The following is a 16934-nucleotide window of genomic DNA, read 5'->3' as shown; positions in this document are numbered from 1 at the left end:
TCAGGCCGGTTGATGCTGTCAGCCATTGTTTGACCGCCACAATATCGACCGCTAGAATAGCGGGTTATTTGACATGGGGTAGTATGCGTCCCACACTCGTAGTAGGTAACTGGAAAATGAACGGCAGCCGGGCAGTCAATGCCGAGCTGCTGCAAGGCATTCTGGCGGGTTTGAGCCCTGATATTCAGGCAGCGTGCGCGGTGTGCGTCCCCGCGCCCTACCTGTTTCAGTGCGAGCAGTTGTTGGCTGGTAGCAGCGTGGCCTGGGGCGCGCAGGATGTCGCGACCGAGCCATGTGGCGCCTTCACCGGCGAAGTGTGCGTGTCGATGCTGCACGATTTCGGCTGCCGTTACGTGATCGTCGGGCACTCCGAGCGCCGCGGCTACCACGGCGAGTCGAATGAGCTGGTCGCGCGCAAGGCAAAAGCGGCGCTGGATGCCGGCCTGACCCCGATCGTGTGCATCGGTGAAACGCTCGAGCAGCGTGAAGCTGGCGAGACCAACGACGTTGTCGGTGGTCAGCTGCACGCCGTGCTGGAACTGGTGGGCTTCGAGGATGTGTCGCGCCTGGTCCTGGCCTACGAGCCGGTGTGGGCAATCGGTACCGGCAAGACTGCCACGCCCGAGATGGCGCAGCAAGTCCACGCCGACATGCGCGCGTTAGTGCGCAAGTGCAACGTTGATGCCGCAGAAACCGTACAAATCCTTTACGGCGGCAGCATGAAGCCGGAGAATGCACGCGAGCTGCTGGCACAACCGGATATCGATGGCGGCCTGATCGGCGGGGCGGCACTGAAAGCCGACGATTTCCTTGCCATTCTGCGCGCCGCATAAAGACTTAATCTTGCGCATTTAGTTTTGCGAAGATTTTGGAATTACAAAAAATTTGAAACGCTGTTAAACCTTGGAATGGAATTGCAATGATCTGGTCTAATCTTATTATCGTCGTGCAGGTTATCTCGGCCCTGTCCATTATTGGCCTGGTCCTGATGCAGCACGGCAAGGGCGCTGATATGGGTGCGGCCTTCGGTTCCGGCGCCTCGGGCAGCCTGTTCGGTGCATCCGGATCGTCGAATTTCCTGTCCAAGGCAACGGCAGTGGCTGCCGCCGTGTTCTTCGGCACCACGCTGACGCTGGCCTACATCGGCAACACCCGTACCGGTAGCGACAACGCCGGCGTGATGGGCCGCGCCCAGGCGCCTGCAGCCGGTATTCCGGTCACGGCGCCGGTGCAGACGGCCCCGGCCGATGTGCCGACGCTGCCAGCCGGCAGTGCGGTCCCGGCAGTCCCGGCACCAGCGCCGGCAGTGCCTGCACCAGCGACCAAGTAAGCAACCAGCTAGGCGACCTGGTCAGCGCCGTCGCAGGCGTAAAACCAGGTCACGCTGTCCCGGTGCCATGCGCGCCGTTGTGGTTCAAAAACAATGCGTCTTTTATCGGGCGCATTGTTGTTTTTAGGCGTAGAATACCGCGGCGCGTGACAGGGTTAGGCAACCTGCATGTGTAGCCTTGCAATATGAACGATCGTGTCGCAACGAACTTTGTCATGCTCATGTCAGTAAAAGAGCGTCCAATAGATTGTTCGGCGATATGATTCAAATAAATGGCAAATATCTTTGTGATTGCGCAATTTGAGCATTGAAAGATAGTGCTAAAGCAGGTTAAAATACTGTTCTCCAGCCGACGTGGTGAAATTGGTAGACACGCTATCTTGAGGGGGTAGTGGCGCAAGCTGTGCGAGTTCGAGTCTCGCCGTCGGCACCAAAATTTAGAAAGAAAGCCAGCAAGGGCGCACGAGTCTTTACCTCATGCCTGAGCTGGCTTTTTTACGAGGATCTGTCGTACGATCCTGGCGGCAGGCTCGAAGCCAGGTTCGCACGATTCGGTGCTGCATCTCTGCAGCGTTCCATTAACCGATCGTTCAGAAGGCTTCATCGTGAACCTCGAAAGTTATCTCCCCGTTCTTCTCTTTATCCTGGTTGGCATCGGTGTCGGTGTTGCCCCGCAGGTGCTTGGTCGCCTGCTCGGGCCGCACAAACCCGACGATGCCAAACTGTCTCCGTATGAATGCGGCTTCGAAGCCTTCGAAGACGCGCGCATGAAGTTCGACGTCCGGTACTACCTGGTCGCGATCCTGTTTATTTTGTTTGATCTTGAAACGGCATTCTTCTTCCCATGGGGCGTCTCGATGCGCGAACTGGGGTTCACCGGTTTCATCACGATGATGGTGTTCATCGCCGAATTCGTCGTGGGCTTCTGGTACATCTGGAAGAAAGGTGCCCTTGATTGGGAATAAGCCATGGCTATTGAAGGCGTACTAAACGAAGGTTTCATCACCACCACAGCCGACAAGCTGGTCAACTGGGCACGTACCGGGTCGATGTTCCCGATGACGTTCGGTCTGGCCTGCTGCGCGGTCGAGATGATGCACGTGGGCGCGGCCCGCTACGACATGGACCGTTTCGGTATCGTGTTCCGCCCGTCGCCACGCCAGTCCGACGTCATGATCGTTGCCGGCACGCTGTGCAACAAGATGGCGCCGGCGCTGCGCAAGGTCTACGACCAGATGGCCGAGCCGCGCTGGGTCATCTCGATGGGCTCCTGCGCCAACGGTGGCGGCTACTACCACTATTCGTATTCGGTCGTGCGTGGCTGCGATCGCATCGTCCCGGTCGATGTCTACGTGCCAGGCTGTCCACCGACCGCCGAAGCTCTGCTGTACGGCATCATGCAGCTCCAGAACAAGATCAAGCGCACCAATACCATCGCGCGCTAAAAACGGACGGCGTACTCCATGACGACAAAACTCGAAACCCTTCAACTCGCCCTGCAGACTGCATTGGGTGAGGGCGTCGCTATTTCCAGCGCGCTGGGTGAAGTCACGGTGGTGGTCAAGGCCGCCGACTACATCCGCTCGATGATGGCCCTGCGCGATACCCCTGCGCTGGCCTTCGAGCAGATGATCGACCTGTGCGGCGTCGACTATTCGGAATACGGCGAAGGCACCTACGAAGGACCGCGCTTTGCGGTCGTCGTGCACCTGCTCTCGCTGACCCACAACTGGCGCGTGCGCGTGCGGGTGTTCTGCCCGGACGACGACATGCCGCTGGTCGAGTCGATCACGCCGATCTGGCGCGCCGCCAACTGGTTCGAGCGCGAAGCGTTCGATCTGTTCGGCATCCTGTTCGATGGCCACGGCGACCTGCGCCGCATCCTGACCGACTACGGTTTCATCGGCCACCCGTTCCGCAAGGACTTCCCGGTCTCGGGCTATGTCGAGATGCGCTACGACCCCGAGCAGAAACGCGTGATCTATCAACCCGTCACGATCGAACCGCGCGAGAACATTCCCCGCGTGATTCGCGAAGAGACTTACGGGACGAAATAATGGCTGAGCTTAAGAACTACACCCTGAACTTTGGTCCGCAGCACCCGGCAGCGCACGGCGTGCTGCGCCTCGTGCTCGAACTCGACGGCGAGGTGATCCAGCGCGCCGACCCGCACATCGGCCTGCTGCACCGCGGCACCGAGAAGCTGGCCGAGACCCGCACCTACCTGCAGTCGGTGCCGTACATGGACCGTCTCGACTACGTGTCGATGATGTGCAACGAACACGGCTACGTGCTGGCGATCGAAAAGCTGCTCGGCATCCAGGCGCCGATCCGCGCCCAGTACATCCGCACGATGTTCGACGAAGTCACCCGCATCCTGAACCACCTGATGTGGCTGGGCGCGCACGCGCTGGACATCGGCGCCATGGGCCCGTTCCTGTACTGCTTCCGCGACCGCGAAGACCTGTTCGACGTCTACGAAGCCGTCTCCGGCGCGCGCATGCACGCGGCCTACTACCGCCCGGGCGGCGTGTACCGCGACCTGCCGGACACGATGCCACAGCACAAGGCTTCGCCAATCCGCAGCGCCAAGGCGATCGACGCACTGAACGAACACCGTCAGGGCTCCGTGCTCGACTTCCTCGACGCGTTCACGAAGCGCTTCGATGGTTACGTCGACGAATACGAAACCCTGCTGACCGATAACCGTATCTGGAAACAGCGTACGGTCGGCATCGGTGTCGTGACGCCGGAAGATGCTAAAGCGATGGGCTTCACCGGCGCCATGCTGCGCGGTTCGGGCATCGCCTGGGACCTGCGCAAGACGCAGCCGTATGCAGCGTACGACAAGGTCGAGTTCGATATTCCGGTGGGTACCAACGGCGACTCGTACGACCGCTACCTGGTGCGCGTGGAAGAGATGCGCCAGTCGAACCGCATCATCAAGCAATGCATCACCTGGCTGCGCGCGAATCCGGGCCCGGTCATGATCGACAATAACAAGATTGCGCCGCCGAACCGGATGGACATGAAGTCCAATATGGAATCGCTGATTCACCACTTCAAGCTGTTCACCGAAGGCTTCCACGTCCCAGAGGGCGAGGCGTATGCTGCGGTCGAACATCCGAAGGGCGAGTTCGGCATCTATATCGTCTCCGACGGCGCCAACAAGCCATACCGCCTGAAAATCCGCACGCCGGACTATGTCCACCTGCAGAGCCTCGACGAAATGGCACGCGGACACATGATCGCCGATGCCGTCGCCATCATCGGTACGCAAGACATCGTGTTCGGCAGTATTGATCGCTAGTCCGAAAGGCAGAGAAGAATATGTTATCCCCGCAGTGCTATCAAAAAATCGATCGGGAGCTGGCCAAGTACCCAGCCGATCAACGCCAGTCGGCCGTGATGGCCTCGCTCGCCCACGCCCAGGTCGAACTGGGCTGGCTGTCGCCAGAGACGATGCAGGAAATCGCCGACTACATCGAGATGCCGGCGATTGCCGTGCAAGAGGTGGCGACTTTCTACAATATGTTCAACGTCAAGCCGGTTGGCCAGCACAAGATCACCGTGTGCACCAATCTGCCATGCGCCCTGTCGGGCGGCGAACGCGCGGCCCAGCGCATCAAGGACGCCCTGAACATCGACTTCCGTGACACCACGGCGGACGGCAAGTTCACGCTGATGGAAGGCGAGTGCATGGGCGCGTGCGGCGATGCGCCCGTCATGCTGGTGAACAACCACCGCATGTGTTCGTTCATGAGCGACGCCAAGATCGACGCCCTGCTTGAGGAACTGAACAAATGACCAGCCTGCACGATCGTCACATCAAGCCGCTGATCCTGAAGGATCTGAACGGCACCAACTGGCACCTGTCCGACTACGTCAATCGTGGCGGCTACTCGGCGCTGCGCCGCATCATCGAAGAAAAGATCACGCCTGAGCAGATCATTGCCGACATGAAGGCGTCGGGCCTGCGCGGCCGTGGCGGCGCCGGTTTCCCGACCGGCCTGAAGTGGAGCTTCATGCCGCGCCAGTTCCCGGGCCAGAAATACCTCGTCTGCAATACCGACGAAGGCGAGCCGGGCACGTTCAAGGACCGCGACATCATTCGCTACAACCCGCATGCGCTGATCGAAGGCATGGCCATCGGCGCCTACGCGATGGGCATCACCGTGGGTTACAACTACATCCACGGCGAGATCTTCGAAGACTACCTGCGCTTTGAAGAAGCGCTGGAAGAAGCGCGCGCCGCGGGCTTTTTGGGTGACAACATCCTGGGCAGCACGTTCTCGTTCCAGCTGCACGCGCACCACGGTTACGGCGCCTACATCTGCGGCGAAGAAACCGCGCTGCTCGAGTCGCTCGAAGGCAAGAAGGGCCAGCCGCGCTTCAAGCCGCCGTTCCCAGCCTCGTTCGGCCTGTACGGCAAGCCGACAACGATCAACAACACCGAGACCTTCGCTGCGGTCCCGTTCATCCTGAACATCGGCGCCGAGAACTACATGGCGCTGGGCAAGCCGAACAACGGCGGCACCAAGATCTTCTCGATCTCGGGCGACGTCGAGCGGCCAGGCAACTACGAAGTTCCGCTGGGTACGCCATTTGCGACCCTGATGGAACTGGCCGGTGGCATGCGCGGTGGCAAGAAGATCAAGGCCGTGATTCCTGGCGGTTCGTCGGCGCCAGTCGTGCCGGGCGAGCAGATGATGCAAACCGATCTCGACTACGATTCGATCGCCAAGGCCGGCTCGATGCTGGGTTCGGGCGCCGTGATCGTCATGGACGAGACGCGCTGCATGGTCAAGTCGCTGCTGCGCCTGTCGTACTTCTATTACGAAGAATCGTGCGGCCAGTGCACGCCATGCCGCGAAGGCACGGGCTGGATGTACCGCATGGTTCACCGCATCGAGCATGGCCAGGGCCGACCGGACGACATGGATCTGCTGAACAACATCGCTGACAACATCAAGGGCCGCACGATTTGCGCGCTCGGGGATGCGGCCGCGATGCCAGTGCAGGCCATGATCAAGCACTTCCGCGAAGAATTTGAATATCACATTGAGCACAAGCACTGCCTCGTGCCCTCATACCTTTAAACCAGGTCAGGTAACGATCCCATGGTTGAAATTGAATTAGACGGCAAGAAAGTTGAAGTCCCACCGGGTTCGATGGTGATGGACGCCGCAAACAAGCTCGGAACGTACATTCCGCACTTCTGCTATCACAAGAAATTGTCGATCGCTGCGAACTGCCGCATGTGCCTCGTCGAAGTGGAAAAGGCGCCGAAGCCTTTGCCAGCGTGCGCGACTCCGGTCTCGCCGGGCATGATCGTGCGCAGCCACAGCGACAAGGCCGTGCAGGCCCAGAAGTCGGTGATGGAATTTTTGCTCATTAACCACCCGCTCGACTGCCCGATCTGCGATCAGGGCGGCGAATGCCAGTTGCAGGATCTGGCAGTCGGCTACGGCAAGAGCGGTTCGCGCTACGAAGAAGAAAAGCGCGTGGTGGCCCCGAAAGAAGCAGGTCCGCTGATCTCGATGGAAGAGATGGCGCGTTGCATCCAGTGCACCCGTTGCGTGCGTTTCGGCCAGGAAGTGGCCGGCGTCATGGAATTCGGCATGCTGGGCCGCGGCGAGCATTCCGAGATCACGACGTTCGTCGGCAAGACCGTCGACTCGGAAGTCTCGGGCAACATGATCGACCTGTGCCCGGTCGGCGCGCTCACCAGCAAGCCATTCCGTTATTCGGCACGTCCATGGGAACTGCAGCGCCGCAAGTCGGTCTCGCCGCACGATTCGCTGGGCGCGAACCTGATCGTCCAGGTCAAGGGTGGCCGTGTCATGCGCGTGCTGCCGCTCGAAAACGAAGCGGTCAACGAGTGCTGGCTGTCGGACAAAGAGCGTTTCTCGTACGAAGCGCTGAACAACACCGACCGCCTGACCAAGCCAATGATCAAGCAGGGCGGCATGTGGCAGGAAGCCGAGTGGCAGACCGCCCTCGAATACGTCGCCCACGGCCTGCGCAATATCCGTCACGAACACGGCGCCGATGCGATCGCCGCCGTCGCGACTGCGCACTCGACCGTCGAAGAACTGCACCTGCTGAACAAGGCCATGCGTGGCATGGGTTCGGACAACGTCGAGTTCCGCCTGCGCCAGAGCGACTTTTCGCTCGACGGCCAGGTCACGCCATGGCTCGGCATGCCGATCGCCCAGCTGAGCACGCTCAAGCGCGCACTGGTCATCGGCTCGTTCCTGCGCAAGGATCATCCGCTGGTCGCGACCCGCCTGCGCGCCGCCACCAAGTCGGGCCTGCGCCTGTCGCTGGTGGCTGGCGCGGACGACGAACTCTTGATGAAGGTCGCGCATAAACTGATCGCCGCACCAAGCGACTGGCTGGTCGCGCTGTCGGAAATCGTCGTTGCCATCGCTGCCGACAAGGGCATCGCGGCGCCAGCCGGTTTCGAACAGATCGAAGCGTCGGACATCGCCAAAGCCATTGCCGCCTCGCTGGTCGTCGTCGGCGACGTTGAACTGCCAGGCGCGATCCTGCTGGGCAACGCTGCTGCGCAACATCCGCAAGCGTCGAAAATCCATGCCGCCGCGCAGTGGATCGCCGAGCAGACCGGTTGCTCGTTCGGTTATCTGGTCGAATCGGCCAACACGATCGGCGGCCACCTGGTGGGCGCCACGTCGGGCAAGAACGAAGCACCGTTCGCCACGCCGAAAAAAGCCTATGTGCTGCTGAACGCCGAGCCGCAACTGGACGCTGCCAATCCGCAGCAAGCCACGGCTGCGCTGGCTGCTGCCGAGATGGTCGTCGTCATGTCGGCCTTCAAGCATGGCCTGGACTACGCCGACGTGCTGCTGCCGATCGCACCGTTCTCGGAAACCTCGGGCACGTTCGTCAATTGCGAAGGCCGCGCACAAAGCTTCAACGGCACCGTGCGTCCGCTGGGCGACACCCGTCCAGCCTGGAAAGTGCTGCGCGTGCTGGGTAACCTGCTGGGCCTGCAAGGCTTCGACTACGACACGTCCGAATCGATCCGCGACGAGCTGTTCGGCAAGGGTGTCACCGATCTGTCGGGCAAGCTGAACAACAAAGCCACGCTGGCACCGACCGTCGGCGCCTATGCGCCAGCCGGTCAGCTCGAGCGCGTGACCGACGTGCCGGTGTACTTCACCGATGCGCTGGCACGCCGCGCCGAGCCGCTGCAGCGCACCGCCGACGCGAACGCGCCGCTGGTCACACTGTCGAAAGCGGTGGCTGAATCGATCGGCGTCAAGGCCGGCGACAGCGTCACCGTCACGCAAGGCAGTGGTTCGGCCGTGCTGGTCGCCGATGTCGACGCCACGCTGCCATCGAACGCAGTGCGTGTCGCCGCCGGCCATCCGGCCGTGGCTGGCCTGGGCGCCATGTTCGGTTCCATCCAAGTTGCAAAAGCAGGGGAGAGCAAGTAATGGCCGCGCCCGGTTACATTGATTCATTCAACGCCGGCGGTGCAGACCTGCTCGGCCCGGTCTGGCCGATCGCCTGGACCCTGATCAAGATCATCGCGGTGCTGGCACCGTTGATGATCGCGATCGCCTACGCCACGCTGTGGGAACGCAAGTTCATCGGCTGGATCCAGATCCGCGTCGGTCCGAACCGCGTCGGTCCTGGTGGCCTGCTGCAGCCAATGGCCGACGGCCTGAAGCTCCTGATCAAAGAGATCGTGATCCCGGCCAAGGCCAGCAAGAGCCTGTTCGTGATCGGTCCGGTCATGACGATCATGCCGGCACTGGCTGCCTGGTCGGTCATTCCGTTCGGTCCGCAGTTTGCGCTGGCCAACGTGAACGCCGGCGTGCTGCTGCTGATGGCGATCACCTCGGTCGAGGTGTACGGTATCATCATCGCCGGCTGGGCGTCGAACTCGAAGTACTCGTTCATGGGCGCCATGCGCGCATCGGCCCAGATGATCTCGTACGAAATCCCGATGGGCTTCGTGCTGGTGGTCGTGCTGATGGTGACGGGCAGCCTGAACCTGTCGGACATCGTCGCCGGTCAGCAGATGGGCACGTTCGCCGGCTGGGGCGTGAACTTCCTGTCGTGGAACTGGCTGCCGCTGTTCCCGCTGTTCATCATCTACCTGATTTCGGGTCTGGCCGAGTGCGGCCGTCACCCGTTCGACGTGATCGAAGGTGAATCCGAGATCGTTGCCGGTCACATGGTCGAGTACTCGGGCATGTCGTACGCGATGTTCATGCTGGCCGAGTACGGCAACATGATCCTGATCGCCTGCCTGGCTTCGCTGTTCTTCCTCGGCGGCTGGTCGGCACCATTCAGCTTCCTCGAAGTGGGCGGCACCCTGGGTGGCTTCATCGGCTTCTTCTGGCTGTTCCTGAAAACGTTCTGCCTGGTTACGTTCTTCATCTGGGTGCGCGGTACGTTCCCACGTTACCGTTACGACCAGATCATGCGTCTGGGCTGGAAAGTGTTCATTCCGATCACGCTGATCTGGCTAGTGTTCATCGCCGCCTGGATGCAGACGTCGTGGAATATTTGGAAGTAAGGGGACGCACATGTCACGTATGAAAGAAATCCTCGGCAGCCTGATGCTGACCGAGTTGATCAAGGGCCTGGCCCTGACCGGCCGCTACGCTTTGTCGCGCTCGATCACGGTCCAGTACCCGGAAGAAAAGACCCCGATGTCGAACCGCTTCCGCGGTCTGCATGCGCTGCGTCGCTACCCCAACGGGGAAGAGCGCTGCATCGCCTGCAAACTGTGCGAAGCAGTCTGCCCGGCCATGGCGATCACGATCGAGTCGACCCAGCGCGAAGACGGCACCCGCCGCACCTCGCGCTACGACATCGACCTGACCAAGTGCATCTTCTGCGGCTTCTGCGAAGAATCGTGCCCGGTCGATTCGATCGTCGAGACGCACGTGCTGGAATACCACGGCGAAAAACGCGGCGACCTCTATTACACCAAAGAGATGCTGCTGGCCGTGGGTGACCGCTACGAAACCGAGATTGCCGCTGCCCGCGAGGCGGACGCCAAGTTCCGCTAAGTGTTAATTACAAGAGGCTCCTGGGTTAGTCATGACATTTACTGATATTTTGTTCTACGTGTTCGCGGCCGTGATGGTGCTGGCCGGCCTGCGCGTCATCACCGCCAAGAACCCGGTTCACGCCGCGCTGTTCCTGGTGCTGGCTTTCTTCAATGCCGCCGGTATCTGGCTGCTGCTGAAGGCCGAATTCCTCGCCATCGTGCTGGTGCTGGTCTATGTCGGCGCCGTCATGGTGCTATTCCTGTTCGTCGTCATGATGCTCGATATTAATATCGACCGCATGCGTGAAGGTTTCTGGGGCTTCCTGCCACTGGCAGCCGGCGTCGGCGCCCTGATCGTGCTCGAGATGGGCGCAGTGCTGTGGCACGGGTACAGCAACTTCCAGCAAACGCCGGAAGCGGCTGCCCTGAACATCGGCGGCACAAAGGAATTGGGCATGCAGATCTATACCCGCTACATCTACGGCTTTGAAATTGCCGCCGTGGTGCTGCTGGTGGCCATCATCGCTGCTGTCGCCCTGACGCTGCGCCGCCGCAAGGACAGCAAGGCCATCGATCCGGCCGACGCCGTGCGTGTGAAACGCAACGACCGCCTGAAGATCATCAAGGTCGCCACCGTGAACCAGCCGGCCATCGACGCCGCGAACGTGGCCAAGGCCGCTGCAGCCGCTGCTGCTGCCGCGCCAGCTGCTGCCGAACCGAAGGAAAGCAAATGACCGTCTCCCTCGCACACTATCTGATCCTGGGCGCGATCCTGTTCGCGATCTCGGTGGTCGGTATCTTCCTGAACCGGAAGAACATCATCATCTTGCTGATGGCCATCGAATTGATGCTGCTGGCGGTGAACCTGAACTTCATCGCGTTTTCCCACTACCTGGGCGACGCGGCGGGGCAGATCTTCGTGTTCTTCATTTTGACCGTCGCGGCCGCCGAAAGCGCAATCGGCCTGGCGATCCTGGTGGTCCTGTTCCGCAATCTGGACACGATCAACGTGGAAGACCTCGACAGCCTCAAGGGCTGATCGGTCTCGCTCGATAACTTATAACGAATAAGGTTCAACATGGCGGGGCAAATTTCAACCTCACTCTTACTGGCAGTGCCACTGGCACCGCTCGCAGGCTCGGCAATTGCCGGTCTGCTGGGTACCAAGTTCCTGGGCAATGTCGTCGGCCGCAAGGTGTCGCATACCGCGACCATCCTCGGCGTGGCGATCGCGCTGGTCATCTCGGTCATGACCCTGATGGCCGCGCTCGACGGCTTCACGCTCAATCAGGACCTGTACACCTGGATGACCGTCGGCACGCTCAAGCTGGCCGTCGGCTTCCAGATCGACACCCTGACCGCGATGATGATGTGCGTCGTCACGTCGGTGTCGCTGATGGTCCACATCTACACGATCGGCTACATGGCCGAGGATGACGGCTACAACCGCTTCTTCTCGTACATCTCGCTGTTCACGTTCGCCATGCTGATGCTGGTCATGTCCAACAACTTCCTGCAGCTGTTCTTCGGCTGGGAAGCAGTGGGCCTGGTCTCGTATCTCCTGATCGGCTTCTGGTACACGCGTCCAACGGCGATCTTCGCCAACATGAAGGCGTTCCTGGTCAACCGCGTCGGCGACTTCGGCTTCATCCTCGGTATCGGCCTGATCCTGGCCGCCGCCGGCACGATGAACTACGCTGAAGTCTTCGCACAGGCCGACCAGCTGGCCCTAATGACGGTGCCGGGCACCGACTGGCCGCTGCTGACCGCCGCCTGCATCTGCCTGTTCATCGGCGCGATGGGCAAGTCGGCGCAGTTCCCGCTGCACGTCTGGCTGCCTGACTCGATGGAAGGCCCGACCCCGATCTCGGCACTGATCCACGCCGCAACGATGGTTACCGCCGGTATCTTCATGGTGTCGCGCATGTCGCCGTTGTTCGAGCTGTCCGATGGCGCGCTGTCGTTCATCATCGTCATCGGTTCGATCACCGCGCTGTTCATGGGCTTCCTGGGCATCATTCAAAATGACATCAAGCGCGTGGTCGCGTACTCGACGCTGTCGCAGCTGGGCTACATGACCGTCGCACTGGGTGTGTCGGCCTACTCGGTCGCCGCATTCCACCTGATGACGCACGCGTTCTTCAAGGCACTGCTGTTCCTTGGCGCCGGCTCGGTCATCATGGGCATGCACCACGACCAGGACATGCGCAACATGGGCGGCCTGCGCAAGTACATGCCGATCACCTGGATCACTTCGCTGATCGGTTCGCTGGCCCTGATCGGTACGCCGTTCTTCTCGGGCTTCTACTCGAAGGATTCGATCATCGAGGCAGTGCACGCAAGTAATCTGCCAGGCACCGGCTTTGCCAACTTCGCAGTGCTGGCCGGTGTGTTCGTCACGGCGTTCTACTCGTTCCGCATGTACTTCCTCGTGTTCCACGGCGAAGAGCGTTTCGGCAAAGCCCACGCGCATGATCATCATGACGATCACGCGCATCACAAGGCAGCCGCTAACGATCATTCGGATCCGCACGCACTGCACGATTCGGGTTCGCACCACGAAGAAGACGCGCACGACGACCACGGCCACCACGGCCTGGCCCCGGGCCAGAAGCCGCACGAGTCCCCATGGGTCGTGACGGTGCCGCTGGTCCTGCTGGCGATTCCATCGATGCTGATCGGTTTCTTCACGATCCAGCCAATGCTGCATGGCACGTTCTTCGATGGCGTCATCACCGTGAACCCGAACCACCCGGCCATGGCCGAACTGGGCGAGATGTTCCACGGCGCTGCCGCGATGGCCCTGCACGGTCTGCAGACTGCACCGTTCTGGCTGGCACTGGCTGGCGTTGTTGCTGCCTACTACTGCTACATGATCAACCCACGCGTGCCGGCCTGGTTCTATGCCAAGTTCAAGCCGCTGCACACCCTGCTGGACAACAAGTACTACATGGATGCGTTCAACCAGAAAGTCTTCGCCGGCGGCTCGCTCCTGCTGGGCGGCGGTCTGTGGAAAGTGGGCGATCGCGGCCTGATCGACGGCCTGGTCGTCAACGGCAGCGCCAAGGCAGTCGGCTGGTTCTCGACCATCACCCGTAAAGCACAGACCGGTTACATCTACCACTATGCGTTCGTGATGATCGTTGGCGTGCTGGCGGCCATGCTGTACTTCTTCCCGTTCTGGCGCGGTTAATCACAGGCAGAGATAACGAAAAATGATGCAGTCTACAATTTCAACATTTCCACCGTACCTGAGCCTCGCCATCTGGCTCCCGATCCTGTTCGGCGTGCTGGTCCTGGCCGTCGGCCGCGACAAGAACGCCGGCATGGTACGCATGCTCTCGCTCGTGGGCGCCATCGTCAGCCTGTTGCCGACGATTCCCCTGATCACGAACTTCGACAACGCTGCCCACGGCATGCAGTTCTTTGAAGAAGCGGCCTGGATCGATCGCTTCAACATCTTCTACCGCCTGGGTGTGGATGGCCTGTCGCTGTGGTTCGTGCCGCTGACCGCCTTCATCACGATCATCGTCGTGCTGGCGGCCTGGGAAGTGATCCAGGAACGTGTCGCCCAGTACATGGGTTCGTTCCTGATCCTGTCGGGCCTGATGATCGGCGTGTTCTGCGCGCTGGACGGCCTGCTGTTCTACTTCTTCTTCGAAGCGACGCTGATCCCGATGTTCATCATCATCGGCGTGTTCGGCGGCCCGAATCGCGTGTATGCAGCGTTCAAGTTCTTCCTGTACACGTTCTTTGGTTCGCTGCTGACGCTGGTCGCGATCATCTACCTGTACAACGCGTCGGGCTCGTTCAACATCCTCGACTGGCACCTGCTGCCACTGACGATGAAAGAGCAGATCCTGATCTTCTGCGCGTTCTTCATGGCATTTGCCGTCAAGGTGCCAATGTGGCCGGTGCACACGTGGCTGCCGGATGCCCACGTCGAAGCGCCAACCGGTGGTTCGGTCGTGCTGGCTGCGATCATGCTCAAGCTGGGCGCCTACGGTTTCCTGCGCTTCTCGCTGCCGATCACCCCGGACGCAAGCCAGTACCTGGCGCCGGTCGTCATCGTGCTGTCGCTGATCGCCGTGATCTACATCGGCCTGGTCGCACTGGTCCAGAAGGACATGAAGAAACTGGTGGCGTACTCGTCGATTGCCCACATGGGCTTCGTCACGCTGGGCTTCTTCATGTTCAACGACCTGGGCGTGCAGGGCGGCCTGATGCAGGCAATCTCGCACGGCTTCGTGTCGGGCGCGATGTTCCTGTGTATCGGCGTGCTGTACGACCGTGTCCACTCGCGTGAAATCGCTGCCTACGGCGGTGTCGTCAACACGATGCCGAAGTTCGCTGCCTTCGCCGTGCTGTTCTCGATGGCCAATGCCGGCCTGCCGGCCACGTCGGGCTTCATCGGCGAATTCATGGTCATCCTGGGCGCGGTCGAGTTCAACTTCTGGACGGGCCTTGCTTCGGGTACCGCGCTGATCCTGGGCGCTGCCTATTCGCTGTGGATGGTCAAGCGCGTCATCTTCGGCCCGGTCGCCAACAAGCATGTGGCCGAACTGGTCGACCTGAACGGCCGCGAGTTCGCCATCCTGTCGGTGCTGGCCATTGCCACCCTGGCCATGGGCCTGTACCCGGCGCCGATCGCCGAGACCTTGCAGGTGTCGGTCACCGATCTCCTGCAACATGTCGCAGTCAGCAAAGTGCCTTAATAAAACGCCATGAATGAGATGACCCCAACCCTGTTATCGGCAGCCGACACCAATCTGGTGCCGGTGTATGCCGAGATATTCCTCCTGATCGCGACATCGGCGATCCTGCTGATCGATATGTACCTGAAGGCCGGCAAGCGCAATCTGACGTATGCGCTGTCGCTGCTGGCAATCGCCGGTTGCGCCGTGTTCTCGTTCGTCGATTTCAATGCCGGCACGACCGTCTTCACGTTCAGCAATATGTACGTGTCCGATCCGATGTCGAACCTGCTCAAGCTGTTCACTTACCTGGCCACGGCCATGACCCTGGTCTATTCGCGCCAGTATGTCGGTGCGCGCGACATGATGTCGGGCAACCTGGGCGGCGAGTTCTATGTGCTCGCGCTGTTCTCGATGCTGGGCCAGATGATCATGATCTCCGGTAACAGCATGCTGTCGATCTACCTCGGTCTGGAACTGATGTCGCTGTCGCTGTACGCGCTGGTGGCACTGCGCCGCGATCATGCAATCTCGACCGAAGCGGCGATGAAGTACTTCGTCCTTGGCGCACTGGCATCGGGCTTCCTGCTGTACGGCATGTCGATGATCTATGGCGCGACCGGTTCGATCGACATCGACACCATCGGTCGTGTCACGAGCGCCGGCGAAGCCGACCGCATGATCCTGGTCTTCGGCCTGGTGTTCCTGGTAGCTGGCCTGGCGTTCAAGCTCGGCGTTGTGCCATTCCACATGTGGGTGCCGGACGTGGTGCAGGGCGCCCCGACGGCCGTCACGCTGCTGCTGGGTGGCGCGCCGAAGCTGGCAACGTTCGCGATCGTCATTCGCCTGCTGGTCGAAGCATTGCCATCGATGGCGTTCGACTGGCAGCAGATGCTGATGGTCGTGGCCGTGCTGTCGCTGGCGTTCGGTAACATCACCGCGATCGCGCAGACCAACATCAAGCGCATGCTGGCTTACTCGACCATTGCCCAGATGGGCTTTGTCGTGCTCGCGCTTGTGGTGGGCAATACGGGTAGCAGCCTGACCGATTCGGCCGCCGCCTACAGCGCCGGTATGTACTACACGATCATCTACGTGTTGACGACGGTCGGTACCTTCGGCCTGATCATGATGCTGGCACGCGCCGGCCATGAAGCTGAACTGATCAGCGACTTCAAGGGTCTCGGCAAGCGCAGCCCATGGTTTGCGATTGTCATGACCATCCTGATGTTCTCGCTGGCCGGTGTGCCGCCGATGGTGGGCTTCATCGCCAAGTACGCCGTGCTGCAGGCCGTTGCCAATACCGGCATGGTGTGGCTGGCGGTCGTGGCTGTCATGTTCTCGCTGATCGGTGCGTTCTACTACCTGCGCATCGTCAAGACCATCTGGTTCGATGAAGCCGCCGACACCTCGGCCATTTCGACCCCGCTGGATATGCGCATCGTCATGTCGCTCAACGGCGTGGCAATCGTGGTGATGGGTGTGATCCCGGGCAGCCTGCTGGCTGTCTGCTACACCGCCATGCAGGCCACGCTGGCCAAGTAAGGCGTGGATCTGAATCTGGCCACCTGGCTGGTGGTGCTGCTCGCACTGGCCGCTGCCAACCTGCCGTTCATCAACGAGCGCCTGTTCGGGCTCGTGGTGCTCCCCAGCCGCAAGCCGGCCGGGGAGCGGCGCATCAAGCCGTTCCCGGTACGGCTGCTCGAGCTGATCGTCCTGTACTTCGTGGTGGGCTTCATTGCCCGCCTGCTTGAATCGCGCATCGGGTCGGTGGCCGTGCAGACCTGGGAGTTTCACGCTGTGACCGGGTGCCTGTTCCTGGTGCTGGCATTTCCCGGCTTCGTCATGCGGTATCTGCACAAACCACGCAGGTAGA

17 protein-coding genes and 1 tRNA gene are annotated in these 16934 nt (G+C 60.9%); all 18 read left to right on the top strand.

The window, feature by feature from the left end; all coding sequences use genetic code 11:
- Nucleotides 1-83: 83 nt before the first annotated feature.
- The 18 genes from tpiA (at nt 84) to AC56LY_RS12375 (ending at nt 16933) form a co-directional block, all read left to right on the top strand.
- On the top strand, nt 84-833 hold the full coding sequence (gene tpiA / locus AC56LY_RS12460; protein ID WP_499579852.1) for a triose-phosphate isomerase: 750 nt from the start codon (nt 84-86) through the stop codon (nt 831-833).
- Nucleotides 834-919: 86 nt separating this feature from the next.
- Complete coding sequence (gene secG, locus AC56LY_RS12455; RefSeq protein WP_499579850.1) at nt 920-1330, top strand: preprotein translocase subunit SecG; 411 nt, start codon at nt 920-922, stop codon at nt 1328-1330.
- A 348-nt stretch (nt 1331-1678) separates the two neighbouring features.
- Nucleotides 1679-1763: transfer RNA gene (locus AC56LY_RS12450), tRNA-Leu, on the top strand.
- Nucleotides 1764-1935: 172 nt separating this feature from the next.
- Nucleotides 1936-2295, top strand: coding sequence for an NADH-quinone oxidoreductase subunit A (locus AC56LY_RS12445; protein ID WP_183557670.1), 360 nt, complete (start codon nt 1936-1938; stop codon nt 2293-2295).
- Nucleotides 2296-2298: 3 nt separating this feature from the next.
- A complete protein-coding gene (locus tag AC56LY_RS12440) occupies nt 2299-2775 on the top strand; it encodes a NuoB/complex I 20 kDa subunit family protein (RefSeq protein WP_147933132.1) in 477 nt (158 codons plus the stop codon).
- 18 nt (nt 2776-2793) lie between these two features.
- On the top strand, nt 2794-3387 hold the full coding sequence (locus AC56LY_RS12435; protein WP_499579849.1) for an NADH-quinone oxidoreductase subunit C: 594 nt from the start codon (nt 2794-2796) through the stop codon (nt 3385-3387).
- The gene (locus AC56LY_RS12430) at nt 3387-4640 is read left to right on the top strand and encodes an NADH-quinone oxidoreductase subunit D (protein ID WP_183557677.1); all 1254 of its coding nucleotides are present in this window, start codon (nt 3387-3389) and stop codon (nt 4638-4640) included. Before AC56LY_RS12435 ends, AC56LY_RS12430 begins: the two co-directional genes overlap by 1 nt.
- A gap of 20 nt (nt 4641-4660) precedes the next feature.
- Complete coding sequence (gene nuoE / locus AC56LY_RS12425) at nt 4661-5137, top strand: NADH-quinone oxidoreductase subunit NuoE (protein WP_258834891.1); 477 nt, start codon at nt 4661-4663, stop codon at nt 5135-5137.
- Nucleotides 5134-6429 (top strand): NADH-quinone oxidoreductase subunit NuoF, encoded by a 1296-nt coding sequence (gene nuoF / locus AC56LY_RS12420; RefSeq protein WP_258834890.1) that lies wholly within the window; start codon nt 5134-5136, stop codon nt 6427-6429. The genes nuoE and nuoF overlap by 4 nt, the downstream gene beginning before the upstream one ends.
- Nucleotides 6430-6450: 21 nt before the next feature.
- Nucleotides 6451-8793, top strand: a complete 2343-nt coding sequence (nuoG, locus tag AC56LY_RS12415; RefSeq protein WP_499579847.1) for an NADH-quinone oxidoreductase subunit NuoG — start codon at nt 6451-6453, stop codon at nt 8791-8793.
- Entirely contained in the window at nt 8793-9884 is a 1092-nt protein-coding gene (gene nuoH / locus AC56LY_RS12410; protein ID WP_499579845.1) for an NADH-quinone oxidoreductase subunit NuoH, read from the top strand. The genes nuoG and nuoH overlap by 1 nt, the downstream gene beginning before the upstream one ends.
- A gap of 10 nt (nt 9885-9894) precedes the next feature.
- Nucleotides 9895-10383 (top strand): NADH-quinone oxidoreductase subunit NuoI, encoded by a 489-nt coding sequence (gene nuoI / locus AC56LY_RS12405; RefSeq protein ID WP_183557692.1) that lies wholly within the window; start codon nt 9895-9897, stop codon nt 10381-10383.
- A 31-nt stretch (nt 10384-10414) separates the two neighbouring features.
- Nucleotides 10415-11098: an NADH-quinone oxidoreductase subunit J gene (locus AC56LY_RS12400; protein WP_499579842.1), complete on the top strand. Its 684-nt coding sequence runs from the start codon at nt 10415-10417 to the stop codon at nt 11096-11098.
- Entirely contained in the window at nt 11095-11403 is a 309-nt protein-coding gene (gene nuoK / locus AC56LY_RS12395; RefSeq protein WP_183557698.1) for an NADH-quinone oxidoreductase subunit NuoK, read from the top strand. The genes AC56LY_RS12400 and nuoK overlap by 4 nt, the downstream gene beginning before the upstream one ends.
- A 39-nt stretch (nt 11404-11442) precedes the next feature.
- Nucleotides 11443-13557: an NADH-quinone oxidoreductase subunit L gene (nuoL, locus tag AC56LY_RS12390; RefSeq protein ID WP_258834887.1), complete on the top strand. Its 2115-nt coding sequence runs from the start codon at nt 11443-11445 to the stop codon at nt 13555-13557.
- Nucleotides 13558-13579: 22 nt separating this feature from the next.
- A complete protein-coding gene (locus tag AC56LY_RS12385) occupies nt 13580-15079 on the top strand; it encodes an NADH-quinone oxidoreductase subunit M (RefSeq protein WP_499579840.1) in 1500 nt (499 codons plus the stop codon).
- Between the two features lie 9 nt (nt 15080-15088).
- Nucleotides 15089-16603, top strand: a complete 1515-nt coding sequence (gene nuoN / locus AC56LY_RS12380) for an NADH-quinone oxidoreductase subunit NuoN (RefSeq protein WP_499579838.1) — start codon at nt 15089-15091, stop codon at nt 16601-16603.
- 3 nt (nt 16604-16606) lie between these two features.
- Entirely contained in the window at nt 16607-16933 is a 327-nt protein-coding gene (locus AC56LY_RS12375) for a DUF2818 family protein (protein WP_499579836.1), read from the top strand.
- Nucleotide 16934 lies beyond the last annotated feature (1 nt).

This window comes from Telluria sp. ZT3P25, assembly GCF_059685895.1.
This window is presented reverse-complemented; position numbering and strand designations above follow the sequence as displayed.

Excerpts from the sequence above, each read along its gene's own strand:
- nuoF (WP_258834890.1), top strand. The coding sequence starts at position 5,134 with ATGACCAGCCTGCACGATCGTCACATCAAGCCGCTGATCCTGAAGGAT.
- secG (WP_499579850.1), top strand. The coding sequence starts at position 920 with ATGATCTGGTCTAATCTTATTATCGTCGTGCAGGTTATCTCGGCCCTG.
- AC56LY_RS12385 (WP_499579840.1), top strand. The coding sequence starts at position 13,580 with ATGATGCAGTCTACAATTTCAACATTTCCACCGTACCTGAGCCTCGCC.
- nuoN (WP_499579838.1), top strand. The coding sequence starts at position 15,089 with ATGAATGAGATGACCCCAACCCTGTTATCGGCAGCCGACACCAATCTG.
- AC56LY_RS12400 (WP_499579842.1), top strand. The coding sequence starts at position 10,415 with ATGACATTTACTGATATTTTGTTCTACGTGTTCGCGGCCGTGATGGTG.
- nuoE (WP_258834891.1), top strand. The coding sequence starts at position 4,661 with ATGTTATCCCCGCAGTGCTATCAAAAAATCGATCGGGAGCTGGCCAAG.
- tpiA (WP_499579852.1), top strand. The coding sequence starts at position 84 with ATGCGTCCCACACTCGTAGTAGGTAACTGGAAAATGAACGGCAGCCGG.
- nuoI (WP_183557692.1), top strand. The coding sequence starts at position 9,895 with ATGTCACGTATGAAAGAAATCCTCGGCAGCCTGATGCTGACCGAGTTG.
- nuoL (WP_258834887.1), top strand. The coding sequence starts at position 11,443 with ATGGCGGGGCAAATTTCAACCTCACTCTTACTGGCAGTGCCACTGGCA.
- nuoH (WP_499579845.1), top strand. The coding sequence starts at position 8,793 with ATGGCCGCGCCCGGTTACATTGATTCATTCAACGCCGGCGGTGCAGAC.
- AC56LY_RS12440 (WP_147933132.1), top strand. The coding sequence starts at position 2,299 with ATGGCTATTGAAGGCGTACTAAACGAAGGTTTCATCACCACCACAGCC.
- AC56LY_RS12435 (WP_499579849.1), top strand. The coding sequence starts at position 2,794 with ATGACGACAAAACTCGAAACCCTTCAACTCGCCCTGCAGACTGCATTG.
- nuoG (WP_499579847.1), top strand. The coding sequence starts at position 6,451 with ATGGTTGAAATTGAATTAGACGGCAAGAAAGTTGAAGTCCCACCGGGT.
- AC56LY_RS12430 (WP_183557677.1), top strand. The coding sequence starts at position 3,387 with ATGGCTGAGCTTAAGAACTACACCCTGAACTTTGGTCCGCAGCACCCG.
- nuoK (WP_183557698.1), top strand. The coding sequence starts at position 11,095 with ATGACCGTCTCCCTCGCACACTATCTGATCCTGGGCGCGATCCTGTTC.